Annotated in this window: 14 protein-coding genes; 12 read left to right on the top strand and 2 right to left on the bottom strand. The window is 71.6% G+C overall.

Annotated features, from left to right (window positions below; translation table 11 throughout):
* The first annotated feature begins 56 nt into the window (after positions 1-56).
* Positions 57-617: an HIT family protein gene (locus tag ABTX60_RS18585; RefSeq protein ID WP_031104476.1), complete on the top strand. Its 561-nt coding sequence runs from the start codon at positions 57-59 to the stop codon at positions 615-617.
* Positions 618-765: 148 nt separating this feature from the next.
* Here the strand turns inward: ABTX60_RS18585 and ABTX60_RS18580 are convergent, their stop codons facing one another.
* Positions 766-2,433 carry an AbeC-like domain-containing protein gene (locus ABTX60_RS18580; RefSeq protein WP_352098108.1) on the bottom strand — a complete coding sequence of 556 codons (1,668 nt, stop codon included), beginning with the start codon at positions 2,431-2,433 and terminating at the stop codon, positions 766-768.
* A 170-nt stretch (positions 2,434-2,603) separates the two neighbouring features.
* Positions 2,604-4,802, bottom strand: coding sequence for an elongation factor G-like protein EF-G2 (locus ABTX60_RS18575; protein WP_352098107.1), 2,199 nt, complete (start codon positions 4,800-4,802; stop codon positions 2,604-2,606).
* A gap of 218 nt (positions 4,803-5,020) precedes the next feature.
* Here ABTX60_RS18575 and pgsA point away from each other — a divergent pair, with 218 nt between their 5' ends.
* The 11 genes from pgsA to yajC all read left to right on the top strand — a co-directional run bounded on the left by pgsA (position 5,021) and on the right by yajC (position 14,067).
* Positions 5,021-5,785 (top strand): phosphatidylinositol phosphate synthase, encoded by a 765-nt coding sequence (pgsA, locus tag ABTX60_RS18570; RefSeq protein WP_352098300.1) that lies wholly within the window; start codon positions 5,021-5,023, stop codon positions 5,783-5,785.
* Positions 5,782-6,690 (top strand): phosphatidylinositol mannoside acyltransferase, encoded by a 909-nt coding sequence (locus ABTX60_RS18565; protein ID WP_352098106.1) that lies wholly within the window; start codon positions 5,782-5,784, stop codon positions 6,688-6,690. Before pgsA ends, ABTX60_RS18565 begins: the two co-directional genes overlap by 4 nt.
* Positions 6,687-7,850 (top strand): glycosyltransferase family 4 protein, encoded by a 1,164-nt coding sequence (locus ABTX60_RS18560; RefSeq protein WP_352098105.1) that lies wholly within the window; start codon positions 6,687-6,689, stop codon positions 7,848-7,850. Before ABTX60_RS18565 ends, ABTX60_RS18560 begins: the two co-directional genes overlap by 4 nt.
* Positions 7,851-7,935: 85 nt before the next feature.
* Entirely contained in the window at positions 7,936-8,478 is a 543-nt protein-coding gene (locus tag ABTX60_RS18555) for a LemA family protein (RefSeq protein WP_053668286.1), read from the top strand.
* A 136-nt stretch (positions 8,479-8,614) separates the two neighbouring features.
* Positions 8,615-9,520, top strand: a complete 906-nt coding sequence (gene pdxS, locus ABTX60_RS18550) for a pyridoxal 5'-phosphate synthase lyase subunit PdxS (RefSeq protein ID WP_030843057.1) — start codon at positions 8,615-8,617, stop codon at positions 9,518-9,520.
* Between the two features lie 13 nt (positions 9,521-9,533).
* Positions 9,534-10,142: a pyridoxal 5'-phosphate synthase glutaminase subunit PdxT gene (pdxT, locus tag ABTX60_RS18545; protein WP_352098104.1), complete on the top strand. Its 609-nt coding sequence runs from the start codon at positions 9,534-9,536 to the stop codon at positions 10,140-10,142.
* Positions 10,143-10,190: 48 nt separating this feature from the next.
* Positions 10,191-10,943: a YebC/PmpR family DNA-binding transcriptional regulator gene (locus ABTX60_RS18540; protein WP_344454598.1), complete on the top strand. Its 753-nt coding sequence runs from the start codon at positions 10,191-10,193 to the stop codon at positions 10,941-10,943.
* A gap of 199 nt (positions 10,944-11,142) precedes the next feature.
* Complete coding sequence (ruvC, locus tag ABTX60_RS18535) at positions 11,143-11,682, top strand: crossover junction endodeoxyribonuclease RuvC (RefSeq protein WP_352098103.1); 540 nt, start codon at positions 11,143-11,145, stop codon at positions 11,680-11,682.
* Complete coding sequence (gene ruvA / locus ABTX60_RS18530; protein WP_352098102.1) at positions 11,679-12,284, top strand: Holliday junction branch migration protein RuvA; 606 nt, start codon at positions 11,679-11,681, stop codon at positions 12,282-12,284. Before ruvC ends, ruvA begins: the two co-directional genes overlap by 4 nt.
* Positions 12,285-12,308: 24 nt before the next feature.
* Entirely contained in the window at positions 12,309-13,379 is a 1,071-nt protein-coding gene (ruvB, locus tag ABTX60_RS18525; protein WP_352098101.1) for a Holliday junction branch migration DNA helicase RuvB, read from the top strand.
* A 196-nt stretch (positions 13,380-13,575) separates the two neighbouring features.
* Entirely contained in the window at positions 13,576-14,067 is a 492-nt protein-coding gene (gene yajC / locus ABTX60_RS18520; protein ID WP_352098100.1) for a preprotein translocase subunit YajC, read from the top strand.
* Positions 14,068-14,170: the final 103 nt, after the last annotated feature.

Genomic DNA, 14,170 nt, shown 5'->3' with positions numbered 1-14,170 from the left:
CGAAGGCCCTCGGGAAGACCCCGGGGGCCTTTGCCGTCCCCCCAGCTCGACGCCATATGCTGCACTGCATGACGAGTGAGCCGGAGCAGCAGCTGGGAGTGGGGACGCAGGACGCGTTCCAGCGTCTGTGGACGCCCCATCGGATGGCCTACATCCAGGGCGAGAACAAGCCCACCGGCCCGGGCGCCGGCGACGGCTGCCCCTTCTGCTCGATCCCGGCCAAGTCCGACGAGGACGGGCTCGTCGTCCGGCGCGGCGAGCAGGTCTACGCGGTGCTCAACCTCTACCCGTACAACGGCGGCCATCTGATGACCGTGCCCTACCGGCACGTCGCCGACTACACCGACCTCACCGCGGGGGAGACCGCCGAGCTCGGCGAACTCACCAAGCAGGCGATGACGGCCCTGCGCACGGCCTCCGGCGCCCACGGCTTCAACATCGGCATGAACCAGGGCACGGTCGCCGGCGCTGGCATCGCCGCGCACCTGCACCAGCACATCGTGCCGCGCTGGGGCGGGGACACGAACTTCATGCCTGTGGTGGGGCACACGCGGGTGCTGCCGCAGCTGCTGGCCGACACCAGGAAGATGCTGGCGGAGGCCTGGCCGACGGCCTAGCCTGCGGGCAGTCGTGCCGCTGGGGCGATGGGGGTCCCCCCTGCTCGAGCGAAGCCGAGAGCTTGGGGGAGGGTGGGCGCAGGCGGCACCTCGCAGCGCCGAGTTGCGCGCGCCCCCGCCCCAGCCGCAGCGCCGGGCACCTCACCGACTAGGCGTCGTAGACGTCTGCCTTCTTCGGCGCAGCCTCCTGCACCGCCCCGCTGAGCGCCGCCGACCTGGACCCGAACTTCTCCACGTCCACCCCGTTCTCCCGCAGCACCTTCAGCGCCGCCGTGTGCACCACCCGCAGCACCGGCGTGGCCGCCCGCAGCGCGTCGTCGGCCATGAAGCGGTGCCGCCACGGCTGGTCGGCCCACGCGTGCCGCAGGCCGAACGGCTCCGGCAGCGTCAGACCGCCGCCGAGCCATTTCAGCACCGGCGGGTACCAGGTCAGCGGGGCGCGCGCGGCCAGCCGTACCACCTCGTCGGCGTCGATCAGCGGGAGCTTCACCGTGCGGGTCTCCCAGAATTTGAACGACTTCTGGACCGTCTTCTCCTTGGCGGCGGGCTTCTCGTTGAACAGCGAGTTCACAGGCCCCAGGGCGTGCCCGGTGACCTCGATGCGCAGCGTGTCGTGCAGCACGGTCACCGTGATCAGCATCGTGATCACCAGGTGGCCGTCCCACAGGGTCCACTGCACGCCCAGGTAGTGCCGGTCGCCGCTGCCGAACTGCTGCTTGTTGCAGATGTCCTGTATGGCGTGCGTCCGGACCGTGTACGCGTCGACGTCCGTGCCGCTCGGCCGGGACACCTCCGTCGCCTTCTCGCCGATCGGCGTGACGACCCAGTGCGTGATGGACGGCTTGGGGAAACCGCCGGTGTTGATGGACGTACGCTCCAGCATGCCGAGACCGCCCTGGATCGCCACGATGACGTCCCAGCTGCGGAACGGGTGGAACTCCTTGCCCGGCTCGGCGGAGACCAGTTCCTCGGCCAGCTGCCAGCTTCCCCACCGCGTGCCCATGCCGAGTATGCCCTTGGGGCCGGCGTAGAAGACCGAGTTGGAACGCTGCTCGGCCGCGAGGCGGGCCAGCTCCTTGCGGACCTGCTCGGCCGCGTCACCGGGGTTGCCGGGGACGGCCTCGGGGATCTTGGCGCCGACACCGCCGCCCGACAGCAGGCTCGACCAGCGCTCCCGCAGGTCCCGGGCGGTCCGCTCGCAGATGTGCTTGGCCCAGAACCAGCCGACGACGGGCATGATCACCGCCGCGCGCCCGTACAGGGCCCAGAATCCCGTGAACGGCATGCGCAGCAGGAACAGCACGGCCAGTGCGCCCACGGCGAGCAGCAGCGTCGTGGCCAGGGCACCCGCACGCTTGTCCTCGCGCCTGGCCATGGTGGTGCGCAGCGTGAACACCAGCAGCCACACGAGGAAGCCCGGCAGGAACAGGAGCCCGCAGATCACCGTGACCGCCGACAGCCAGTTGTCGCGGTCGCGGCGGATGCGGTGGGCCGCCAGGCAGTGCTCCACGACGACCTGGGGCTCGATGCCGAAGGACTGGATCACCGGCTTGCGCTCGGCACCCAGCATCCGGTCGATCACCGCGCGCGAGAAGGCCTCGCCGAGCCTGGGGCGGAAGATCTTCGCCCAGGAGCGCGGCGGGGTCACCTTCGACTGGTGCCACTCGTTGTCGGCGGCCAGGATCTTGGTGACCTCGTCGTCCCGGTACGCCGCCGCGGCCAGCGCGTAGGTCGCCGCCGTCTGGCCGCTCGCACCCGCGAGGGGCACCTGGGCCCCCGGGCTGAAGTCGAATCCGTCCGTCACTGCCGCCCCCATCGCTGCCGCGTCCGCATCTGCGGCCTTCCCGACTTCCGCGCTCCGCACACCTGTTGATCAGGTCATCAGCGTATCCGTCCGTACCGGCGAGCGGGGGCGGGCGACCCGTCAAGCCGCCCGCCCCCGCGGAGGGGAGCCCCCAGGGGGACCTTGGTGGCGCCCGGCGCCAACTACGAGGCCACGCGCTCCTCTTCACGCACCCGGTCCGCGACCTGCTGCGGCATCGGTTCATGCCGTGCGTACCGCCGGCTGAACTCCGCCGTGCCGTGCGCCATCGACCGCAGGTCGATCGCGTACCGGCCGATCTCGATCTCGGGCACCTCGGCCCGGATCAGCGTGCGCCCGCCGGGGGTCTGCTCGGTGCCGAGCACCCGCCCGCGCCGCCCCGACAGGTCGCTCATCACGGCGCCCACGAAATCGTCACCGACCAGCACCGACACCTCGGCCACCGGCTCCAGCAGATGGATCTTCGCGTCGGCCGCGGCCTCCCGCAGCGCGAGCGCGCCGGCCGTCTGGAACGCGGCGTCGGAGGAGTCCACCGAGTGCGCCTTGCCGTCCAGGAGGGTCACCCGTACGTCGATGAGCGGATACCCGGCCGCCACCCCCCTGGCCGCCTGAGCGCGTACGCCCTTCTCCACCGACGGGATGAACTGCCGGGGCACCGCGCCGCCCACGACCTTGTCGACGAACTCGATGCCGGACCCGCCGGGCAGCGGCTCGACCTCGATCTCGCAGATGGCGAACTGCCCGTGCCCGCCGGATTGCTTGACGTGCCTGCCCCGGCCCGCCGACCTGGTCGCGAACGTCTCGCGCAGGGACACTCGGTGCGGCACGACGTCGACCTGGACGCCGTACCGGCTGCGCAGCCGCTCCAGGGCGACATCGGCATGCGCCTCGCCCAGGCACCACAGGACCACCTGGTGGGTGTCCTGGTTCTGTTCGAGCCGCATCGTCGGGTCCTCGGCCACCAGCCGGGCCAGGCCCTGGGAGAGCTTGTCCTCGTCCGGTTTGCTGTGCGCCTGGATGGCCAGCGGCAGCAGCGGGTCGGGCATCTGCCACGGCTCCATGAGCAGCGGGTCGTCCTTGGCGGACAGGGTGTCGCCGGTCTCCGCGCGGCCCAGCTTCGCCACACAGGCCAGGTCACCCGCGATGACGTGCGACACCGGGCGCTGCTGCTTGCCGAACGGCGTGGACAGGGCGCCGATCCGCTCGTCGACGTCGTGGTCCTCGTGCCCCCGGTCGGCCAGCCCGTGGCCGGAGACGTGGACCGTCTGGTCGGCGCGCAGCGTGCCGGAGAACAGCCGGATCAGCGACAGCCGGCCGACGTACGGGTCGGAGGAGGTCTTCACGACCTCCGCGACCAGCGGAGCGTCCGGGTCGCACGGCTTGAGCTCCCGCGGCTTCCCGTCGATCGTCGTCACCCGCACCGTCTCGTGCTCCAGCGGCGTCGGGAAGCCCCGCGTGATCAGCTCCAGCAGCTCCAGGGTGCCGAGCCCGTGCCGGGCGCCCTCACCCGCGGGGGCGGCGGCCAGGACGGGGAAGAAGACGCCTCGTGCGACGGCCCGCTCCAGATCATCGACGAGCGACTTGACGTCGATCGGCTCCCCGCCGAGGTAGCGGTCCATGAGGGTCTCGTCCTCGCTCTCGGAGATGATCCCCTCGATGAGCCGGTTGCGGGCCTCCTCGATCAGCGGCAGCTGGTCCTCGCCGGGCTCGGACTCCTTGCGCTCGCCGGTCGAGTAGTCGAACAGCTTCTGCGACAGCAGGCCGATCAGCCCGGTCACGGGCGCGTGCCCGTCAGGAGCCTGGGGGCCGTGCAGCGGCAGGTAGAGCGGCAGGACCGCGTCGGGGTCGTCCGCGCCGAAGGCCTCGGCGCAGCTCCGGGTCATCTCCTCGAAGTCGGAACGCGCCGACTCCAGGTGCGTGACGACGATGGCCCGGGGCATGCCCACGGCCGCGCACTCCTCCCACACCATGCGGGTCGAACCGTCCACGCCGTCCGAGGCCGAGACGACGAAGAGGGCCGCGTCCGCCGCGCGCAGGCCGGCCCTGAGCTCACCGACGAAGTCGGCGTATCCGGGGGTGTCGAGGAGATTGACCTTGATGCCGTCCCACTCGACGGGCACCAGGGAGAGCTGTACCGAGCGCTGCTGCCGGTGCTCGATGTCGTCGTAGTCGGAGAGGGTGCCGCCGTCCTCCACGCGGCCCGCCCGGTTCACCGCCCCCGCCGTGAGTGCGAGGGCTTCCACCAATGTGGTCTTGCCCGATCCGGAGTGGCCGACCAGCACCACATTCCGTACGGACTGAGGGTGGTCGGCCGCTTGTGCCCTGCCGGCGGCCCCAGGGTGTGTCTGTGCCTTGTCGCCCATGATCCTGCCTCCCGTGCACGGTGAGGTCCCTGTGGGCGCGGACACGCGGAAGCCGCGTGCGGTGCGGCTCCGGCGACGCCCGCGGTCATTCGACCTTCCCACTCCCGTCACGGCGCGTCCATACGAGCGACGCGAGCGCGCCGCCCGGCAGGGGCTCGCGGGTTCCCCCGAAAGGGGTCCGGGTGCCCGGCCCTCGCCCAGGCGCGCGCGTGACTACGATGGGCCAGCCGGTGGCCAGCAGGGGCCAGACGGCGACACCGACCCTCGGGAAGGCCATGCTGAACAAGTACGCGCGTGCATTCTTCACGCGTGTCCTCACACCGTTCGCCGCGTTTCTGATCCGGCGGGGCGTGAGCCCCGACACCGTCACGCTCATCGGCACCGCCGGTGTGGTCGCGGGCGCGCTGGTCTTCTACCCCATGGGCGAGTTCTTCTGGGGCACGGTCGTGATCACGCTGTTCGTGTTCTCTGACCTCGTCGACGGCAACATGGCCCGTCAGCTCGGCCGCTCCAGCCGCTGGGGTGCCTTCCTGGACTCCACGCTCGACCGGGTCGCCGACGGCGCGATCTTCGGCGGCTTCATCCTCTGGTACGCCGGCGGGGGCGACGACCTCGTCCTGTGCGCCGTCTCGATCTTCTGCCTGGCCAGTGGGCAGGTGGTGTCGTACACCAAGGCCCGCGGCGAGTCGATCGGCCTGCCGGTGGCGGTCAACGGGCTCGTCGAGCGGGCCGAGCGGCTGGTGATCTCCCTGGTCGCGGCGGGGCTCGCGGGCCTGCACGCCTTTGGTGTCCCCGGCATCCAGTACCTGCTGCCCGTCGCCCTGTGGATCGTCGCCGTGGGCAGCCTCGTCACGCTCATCCAGCGGGTCGTCACGGTCCGCCGGGAGTCCGCGGAGGCCGAGGCCGCGGCGGCCACGCCGGACGGCCAGGACAATGAGGACGAGCAGCAGAACGCCTCTCACGGGAGCGAGGCGGCCACGTGAGCGCTCAGGACCGGCTGACGGACGCGCTGTACGGCCTCGGCTGGGGCACGGTCAAGAAGCTCCCCGAGCCGGTCGCCGCGCGCCTCGGCCGGACCATCGCAGACCTGGCCTGGAAGCAGCGCGGCAAGGGTGTCCAGCGCCTGGAGAGCAACTACGCGCGCGTGGTGCCCGGCGCGAGCCCCGAGCGCCTCGCCGAGCTGTCCCGCGCGGGCATGCGCTCCTACCTGCGCTACTGGATGGAGTCCTTCCGCCTCCCCGCCTGGAGCAAGGAGCGGATCAAGGGCGGTTTCGAGGCGAAGGACCTGCACCACCTCACCGAGGGCATGGCCGCCGGCAAGGGCGTCATACTCGCCCTGCCGCACCTCGCCAACTGGGACCTCGCCGGCGCCTGGGTCACCACCCGGCTCGGCATCCCCTTCACCACGGTCGCCGAGCGCCTGAAGCCCGAGACGCTCTACGACCGCTTCGTCGCCTACCGCGAGGGCCTCGGCATGGAGGTCCTGCCGCACAGCGGCGGCACCGCCTTCGGCACGCTGGCCCGCCGGCTGCGCGACGGCGGCCTGGTCTGCCTGGTAGCCGACCGCGACCTGTCCGCCTCCGGCGTCGAGGTCGAGTTCTTCGGCGACACGGCCCGCATGCCGGCCGGACCCGCCCTGCTCGCCCAGCAGACCGGCGCCCTGCTGCTGCCCGTGACGCTCTGGTACGACGACTCGCCCGTGATGCGGGGCCGCGTCCACCCGCCCGTAGAGGTCCCCGAGGCGGGCACGCGCGCCGAGAAGACGTCCGTCATGACGCAGGCGCTGGCCGACGCCTTCGCCACGGGGATCGCCGACCATCCGGAGGACTGGCACATGCTGCAGCGCCTGTGGCTCGCGGACCTCGACCCCGCGAAGGGGCGCCCGTGAGAATCGGTATCGTCTGCCCGTACTCCTGGGACGTACCGGGCGGCGTGCAGTTCCACATCCGTGACCTCGCCGAGTACTTCATCCGCCTCGGCCACGAGGTGTCCGTCCTGGCCCCGGCCGACGACGACACCCCGCTGCCGCCGTACGTGGTCTCGGCCGGACGTGCGGTGCCGGTGCCGTACAACGGCTCGGTGGCCCGGCTGAACTTCGGTTTCCTGAGCGCGGCCCGGGTGCGCCGCTGGCTGCACGACGGCGCGTTCGACGTGATCCACATCCACGAGCCGACCTCGCCGTCGCTGGGGCTGCTGACCTGCTGGGCCGCCCAGGGGCCGATCGTCGCCACCTTCCACACGTCCAACCCGCGCTCCCGCGCGATGATCGCCGCGTACTCGATCCTCCAGGCCGCCCTGGAGAAGATCAGCGCCCGCATCGCGGTGAGCGAGTACGCACGCCGCACGCTGGTGGAGCACCTCGGCGGCGACGCGGTCGTGATCCCCAACGGCGTGGACGTCGACTTCTTCGCCGATGCCGAGCCCAAGGCCGAGTGGCAGGGTGACACGATCGGCTTCATAGGGCGTATCGACGAGCCCCGCAAGGGACTCCCGGTGCTGATGAGGGCCCTGCCGAAGATCCTCGCCGCGCGCCCGCAGACCCGGCTGCTCGTCGCCGGGCGCGGCGACGAGGAGGAGGCCGTGGAGTCCCTGCCGGCCGAGCTGCGCTCCCGCGTCGAGTTCCTCGGCATGGTCAGCGACGAGGACAAGGCCCGCTTCCTGCGCAGTGTCGACCTGTACGTCGCGCCCAACACCGGCGGCGAGAGCTTCGGCATCATCCTCGTCGAGGCCATGTCCGCCGGAGCCCCCGTGCTCGCCTCCGACCTGGACGCCTTCGCCCAGGTCCTGGACCGCGGGGCGGCCGGCGAACTGTTCCCCAACGAGGACGCCGACGCCCTGGCCGACGCGGCCGTCCGGCTGCTGGCCGACCCGGAGAGGCGGGCGGAGCTGCGCGCGCGGGGGAGCGCCCACGTACGGCGCTTCGACTGGTCGACCGTCGGCGCGGACATCCTGTCCGTCTACGAGACGGTCACGGCCGGAGCGGCGGCGGTGGCCGAGGACGAGCGGACGACCGGTCTGTGGGGGCGGCTGGGGTTCGCCCGGGACTGATGCCGGGTCGGCACCGGGCCGGCGGTCGGCCACGGGCGGGGCGGGGTGAACGGCGAGACCGCGCGTGCCGCTAGCCTTGCCGCCCGTGACCACCACTCTCATCTGGATCGCCGTCGCCCTGGTCGCGATCGGGCTCTACCTGAGCTGGACCGCCGGCCGGCTCGACCGTCTCCACGCGCGGATCGACGCCGCCCGGGCCGCCCTGGACGCGCAGCTCCTGCGCCGGGCCTCGGTGGCCCAGGAACTGGCGACCTCGGGAGTCCTGGACCCGGCCGCCTCGATCGTGCTGTACGAGGCCGCGCACGCCGCCCGGCAGGCCGAGGAGGACCAGCGTGAGGTCGCCGAGAGCGAACTGAGCCAGGCGCTGCGGGCCGTCTTCGGCGAGGCGCCGCAGGTGGAGGCGGTGCGGGAGGCACCCGGGGGAGAGGAGGCGGCCCGGGAACTCACCGAGGCGGTCCGCAGGGTGCCGATGGCCCGGCGCTTCCACAACGACGCCGTACGGGCGGCCAGGGCGCTGCGCCGGCACCGCAAGGTGCGCTGGTTCCGCCTGGCCGGTCACGCGCCCTTCCCGATGGCCTTCGAAATGGACGACGAGCCTCCGGCGGCCCTGGTGGACCGGGCCGCCTGAACCGCGGACACCCGGCGTTTGCCGGCCGTCCACCGCAAAAGGATCCACGGCGTTGTCATTGGCCCTTGCTGTGGCCTGGTTCTCTCACGTTTCCTCAGTGCTGCAGAAACCCCCTTTCCCCTCAGCGAGGTCACCCGTGTCCATCTCCGAAAACCAGGCTCCCGAGACCGGTACCGCCCGAGTGAAGCGCGGCATGGCCGAGCAGCTCAAGGGCGGCGTCATCATGGACGTCGTCACGCCGGAGCAGGCGAAGATCGCCGAGGACGCGGGCGCCGTCGCCGTCATGGCCCTGGAGCGGGTCCCGGCCGACATCCGCAAGGACGGCGGCGTGGCCCGCATGTCCGACCCGGACATGATCGAGGGCATCATCGACGCCGTCTCCATCCCGGTCATGGCCAAGTCCCGCATCGGCCACTTCGTCGAGGCCCAGGTCCTGCAGTCCCTCGGGGTCGACTACATCGACGAGTCCGAGGTCCTCACCCCGGCCGACGAGGTCAACCACAGCGACAAGTTCGCCTTCACCACGCCGTTCGTCTGCGGCGCCACCAACCTGGGCGAGGCCCTGCGCCGCATCGCCGAGGGCGCGGCCATGATCCGCTCCAAGGGCGAGGCCGGCACCGGCAACGTCGTCGAGGCCGTCCGCCACCTGCGCCAGATCAAGAACGAGATCGCCCGCCTGCGCGGCTACGACAACAACGAGCTGTACGCCGCCGCCAAGGAGCTGCGCGCCCCGTACGAGCTGGTCAAGGAAGTCTCCGAGCTCGGCAAGCTCCCCGTGGTGCTGTTCTCCGCCGGCGGTGTCGCCACCCCGGCCGACGCGGCCCTGATGCGTCAGCTCGGCGCCGAGGGCGTCTTCGTCGGCTCCGGCATCTTCAAGTCCGGCGACCCGGCCAAGCGCGCCGCCGCCATCGTGAAGGCGACCACCTTCTACGACGACCCGAAGATCATCGCGGACGCGTCCCGCAACCTCGGCGAGGCCATGGTCGGCATCAACTGCGACACCCTCCCCGAGGCCGAGCGCTACGCCAACCGCGGCTGGTAAGGCACAGGACTCCATGAGCGACACCCCCGTCATAGGCGTCCTGGCCCTCCAGGGCGACGTACGGGAGCACCTCGTCGCCCTGGCCGCGGCCGATGCCGTGGCCAGGCCGGTGCGGCGCCCCGAAGAGCTCGCCGAGGTGGACGGCCTCGTCCTCCCCGGCGGCGAGTCCACCACCATCTCCAAGCTGGCCGTCCTGTTCGGCCTGATGGAGCCCCTCCGCGCGCGCGTGCTCGACGGCATGCCCGTCTACGGCACCTGCGCCGGCATGATCCTGCTCGCCGACAAGATCCTCGACCCGCGCTCGGGCCAGGAGACCATCGGCGGCATCGACATGATCGTGCGCCGCAACGCCTTCGGGCGGCAGAACGAGTCCTTCGAGGCGGGCGTCGACATCCAGGGCATCGAGGGCGACCCCGTGGAGGGCGTCTTCATCCGGGCCCCCTGGGTGGAGTCCGTCGGCGCCCGGGCCGAGGTGCTCGCCGAGCACGACGGCCACATCGTCGCGGTCCGCCAGGGCACCGCGCTGGCCACGTCGTTCCACCCGGAACTGACCGGCGACCACCGCGTCCACGCCCTGTTCGTCGACATGGTGCGGGCGAACCGGGAAGCCGACTCCTTGTAGGATTCCTGCGTTCGTTGCTGAGATGGGTTACGCGAAGGAGACAGGCAGATGTCCGGCCACTCTAAATGGGCTACGACGAAGCACAAGAAGGCCGTGATCGACGCCAAGCGCGGCAAGCTCTTCGCGAAGCTGATCAAGAACATCGAGGTCGCGGCCCGGATGGGTGGCGTCGACATCGAGGGCAACCCCACTCTCTACGACGCCATCCAGAAGGCCAAGAAGCAGTCGGTCCCGAACAAGAACATCGACTCGGCGGTCAAGCGCGGCGGCGGCCTCGAGGCCGGCGGCGCCGACTACGAGACGATCATGTACGAGGGTTACGGCCCCAACGGTGTCGCGGTGCTCATCGAGTGCCTCACCGACAACCGCAACCGCGCCGCCTCCGACGTCCGCGTCGCCATGACCCGCAACGGCGGCTCGATGGCCGACCCGGGCTCGGTGTCGTACATGTTCAGCCGCAAGGGCGTCGTCATCGTCCCCAAGGGCGAGCTGACCGAGGACGACGTCCTCACGGCCGTCCTGGACGCCGGCGCCGAGGAGGTCAACGACCTCGGTGAGTCCTTCGAGGTCATCAGCGAGGCCACCGACCTGGTCGCGGTCCGCACCGCCCTCCAGGACGCCGGCATCGACTACGACTCCGCCGACTCCAGCTTCGTGCCGTCCGTCCAGGTCGAGCTGGACGAGGAGGGCGCCAAGAAGATCTTCAAGCTGATCGACGCGCTCGAGGACAGCGACGACGTGCAGAACGTCTTCGCCAACTTCGACGTGAGCGACGAGGTCATGGAGAAGGTCGACGCGTAAACGCGCCGCGAACGCCGCATCTCGGCGGGCCGGGGGACATACGTCTTCCGGCCCGCTGTCGTTGTCGGTGGCAGCGGATAGCCTGGCGTAGCCAAAAGATCACCGTCCACGGACCGCGACCATCAATTGAGGAACCACGACGGTGCTCAGCCAGGTCCGCGAGAGCGGCGGCGGTTTAGCCGCAAAAAAGGGAGGGCGCGTGCGCGTACTGGGGGTGGACCCGGGGCTGACCCGGTGTGGTGTCGGTGTCGTCGAGGGGGTCGCGGGGCGGCCGCTCACGATGGTAGGCGTCGGCGTCGTCCGCACGCCCGCCGACGCCGACCTCGGCCACCGCCTCGTGGCGGTCGAGCAGGGCATCGAGCAGTGGCTCGACGAGCACCGGCCGGAGTTCGTCGCCGTGGAACGGGTCTTCAGCCAGCACAACGTCCGCACGGTGATGGGCACCGCCCAGGCCAGCGCCGTCGCCATGCTCTGTGCCGCCCGCCGCGGGATCCCCGTGGCGCTGCACACCCCGAGCGAGGTGAAGGCGGCCGTCACCGGCAGCGGCCGGGCCGACAAGGCACAGGTGGGCGCCATGGTGACCCGCCTGCTCCGGCTCAGCGCCCCGCCCAAGCCCGCCGACGCGGCCGACGCCCTCGCCCTCGCCATCTGCCACATCTGGCGCGCCCCCGCGCAGAACCGACTCCAGCAGGCCGTCGCCCTGCACACCGCACGAGCACCGAAAGGCCGGACGGCATGATCGCCTTCGTCAGCGGCACAGTGGCCGCCCTCGCTCCCGACACCGCGGTCGTCGAGGTCGGCGGCGTCGGCATGGCCGTGCAGTGCACGCCGAACACGCTGTCCACGCTCCGCATGGGCCAGCCGGCCAAGCTGCACACCTCCCTCGTCGTGCGGGAGGACTCCCTCACCCTGTACGGCTTCGCGGACGACGACGAGCGGCAGGCCTTCGAGCTGCTCCAGACCGCGAGCGGCGTGGGACCGAGACTCGCCCAGGCGATGCTGGCCGTGCACACCCCGGACGCACTGCGCCGGGCCGTCGCGACCGGCGACGAGAAGGCCCTCACCGCCGTCCCCGGCATCGGCAAGAAGGGCGCCCAGAAGCTGCTCCTGGAGCTGAAGGACCGGCTCGGCGCACCGGTCGGAGCACCCGCCGTCGGCGCACCGGTCAGCACCGGCTGGCGCGACCAGCTGCACGCGGCTCTGATCGGCCTCGGCTACGCGACCCGGGAGGCCGACGAGGCCGTCGCCGCCGTGACCCCGCAGGCCGAGGCCGTCGAGGGCACGCCCCAGGTCGGGCAGCTGCTGAAGGCGGCCCTGCAGACGCTGAACCGAGCCCGCTGATCCACGACTCTCTGAGGCACATCTATGAACTGGGACGACACGACCGACACCACCGCCGGCGAGCGGCTGGTGGACTCTGTCGCCGACCGTGAGGACCAGGCCGTCGAGGCAGCCCTGCGCCCCAAGGACCTGGACGAGTTCATCGGCCAGGAGAAGGTCCGCGAGCAACTCGACCTCGTGCTGCGCGCCGCACGCGCGCGTGGGGCCACGGCCGACCACGTGCTGCTCTCCGGCGCCCCCGGCCTCGGCAAGACCACCCTGTCGATGATCATCGCGGCCGAGATGGGCGCCCCGATCCGTATCACCTCGGGCCCCGCCATTCAGCACGCCGGCGACCTCGCCGCGATCCTCTCCTCCCTCCAGGAGGGCGAGGTCCTCTTCCTCGACGAGATCCACCGCATGTCCCGGCCCGCCGAGGAGATGCTGTACATGGCCATGGAGGACTTCCGCGTCGACGTCATCGTCGGCAAGGGCCCCGGTGCCACGGCGATCCCCCTGGAGCTGCCCCCCTTCACCCTGGTCGGTGCCACCACCCGGGCCGGCCTGCTGCCCCCGCCGCTGCGCGACCGTTTCGGCTTCACCGCGCACATGGAGTTCTACGAACCGGCCGAACTGGAGCGGGTCATCCACCGCTCGGCCGGTCTCCTGGAGGTCGAGGTCCGGCCGGAGGGCGCCGCCGAGATCGCCGGACGCTCCCGTGGCACGCCGCGTATCGCCAACCGCCTGCTGCGCCGCGTCCGCGACTACGCCCAGGTCAAGGCCGACGGACTGATCACCAGGGACATCGCGGCGGCCGCCCTCGCGGTGTACGAGGTGGACGCGCGCGGCCTCGACCGCCTCGACCGGGGTGTGCTGGAGGCCCTGCTCAAGCTGTTCGGCGGGGGCCCGGTCGGCCTCTCCACGCTCGCTGTCGCGGTGGGGGAGGAACGTGAGACCGTGGAGGAGGTCGCCGAGCCCTTCCTCGTACGGGAGGGACTCCTGGCCCGCACCCCCCGCGGCCGGGTCGCCACGCCCGCCGCATGGGCGCATCTCGGCCTCACCCCGCCACGCTCCCAGACCACTGGAAACGGACAACAGGACCTGTTCGGGGCGTGACGGGACCCTCACGGCTCCGGGGCGGCGAGGTCGCGGCGAGGTCACTGGCCGGACCAGGAACCCCGGTGCCATGCTGAGCGTTGTTCCATGCGCGCGGACTCGCTTAGACTCCGCCGATGCCGCCTTTGACGGCGGCGTACACACCCCCAACCATCTGGCCGCTCACAGCGCGGTCGTGTGAAGGAAGTACCGACCCGTGAGTCTCCTGACCCTCCTCCCGTTCATCGTGCTCATCGGGGCCATGTTCCTGATGACCCGATCGGCAAAGAAGAAGCAGCAGCAGGCCGTGGACATGCGGAACCAAATGCAGCCGGGCAGCGGCATCCGCACCATCGGGGGCATGTACGCCACGGTCAAGGAGGTCAACGAGGACACCGTCCTCGTCGACGCCGGTCCCGGCGTCGACCTCCTCTTCGCCAAGAACGCCATCGGCGCCGTCCTCACGGACGACGAGTACAACCGCATCGTCCACGGCGTCGAGCACGACCTGAAGTCCGACGCCGACCTCGTCCCGGACGACGCCTCCTCCCTCACCGGGACCGACGACTCCGCCGCCGACGCCCCCGCCGACGACAAGGCCGTCGACCTCGGCAAGAAGGACACGGCCGATGAGCCGGCCGGCGAGGCGACCGAGGCGAAGACGGACGCAGAGCCGAAGAAGACCGACGGCGACTCCGAGGCGAAGTAGTCGTGACCCGGGGTGGGGGGGGGCGGGCCGCGCCCCCCCCCCCCCCCCCCCCCCCCCCCCCCACCCCCCCCCCCCCCACCCCCCCCCCCCCGCCCGCGCCCGG

Source organism: Streptomyces sp. NPDC126510 (genome assembly GCF_040302345.1).
In the GTDB taxonomy this organism is placed as follows: Bacteria; Actinomycetota; Actinomycetes; order Streptomycetales; family Streptomycetaceae; genus Streptomyces.
The sequence above is the reverse complement of the archived record's forward strand: the minus strand, read 5'-3'. Positions and strand labels throughout refer to the sequence as shown.

Bases quoted from the DNA above. Each gene is read 5' to 3' on its own strand.
- ABTX60_RS18585 (WP_031104476.1), top strand. From the start codon at position 57: ATGCTGCACTGCATGACGAGTGAGCCGGAGCAGCAGCTGGGAGTGGGG.
- ABTX60_RS18580 (WP_352098108.1), bottom strand. From the start codon at position 2,433: ATGGGGGCGGCAGTGACGGACGGATTCGACTTCAGCCCGGGGGCCCAG.
- ABTX60_RS18575 (WP_352098107.1), bottom strand. From the start codon at position 4,802: ATGGGCGACAAGGCACAGACACACCCTGGGGCCGCCGGCAGGGCACAA.
- pgsA (WP_352098300.1), top strand. From the start codon at position 5,021: ATGGGCCAGCCGGTGGCCAGCAGGGGCCAGACGGCGACACCGACCCTC.
- pdxT (WP_352098104.1), top strand. From the start codon at position 9,534: ATGAGCGACACCCCCGTCATAGGCGTCCTGGCCCTCCAGGGCGACGTA.
- ABTX60_RS18540 (WP_344454598.1), top strand. From the start codon at position 10,191: ATGTCCGGCCACTCTAAATGGGCTACGACGAAGCACAAGAAGGCCGTG.
- ruvA (WP_352098102.1), top strand. From the start codon at position 11,679: ATGATCGCCTTCGTCAGCGGCACAGTGGCCGCCCTCGCTCCCGACACC.
- ruvB (WP_352098101.1), top strand. From the start codon at position 12,309: ATGAACTGGGACGACACGACCGACACCACCGCCGGCGAGCGGCTGGTG.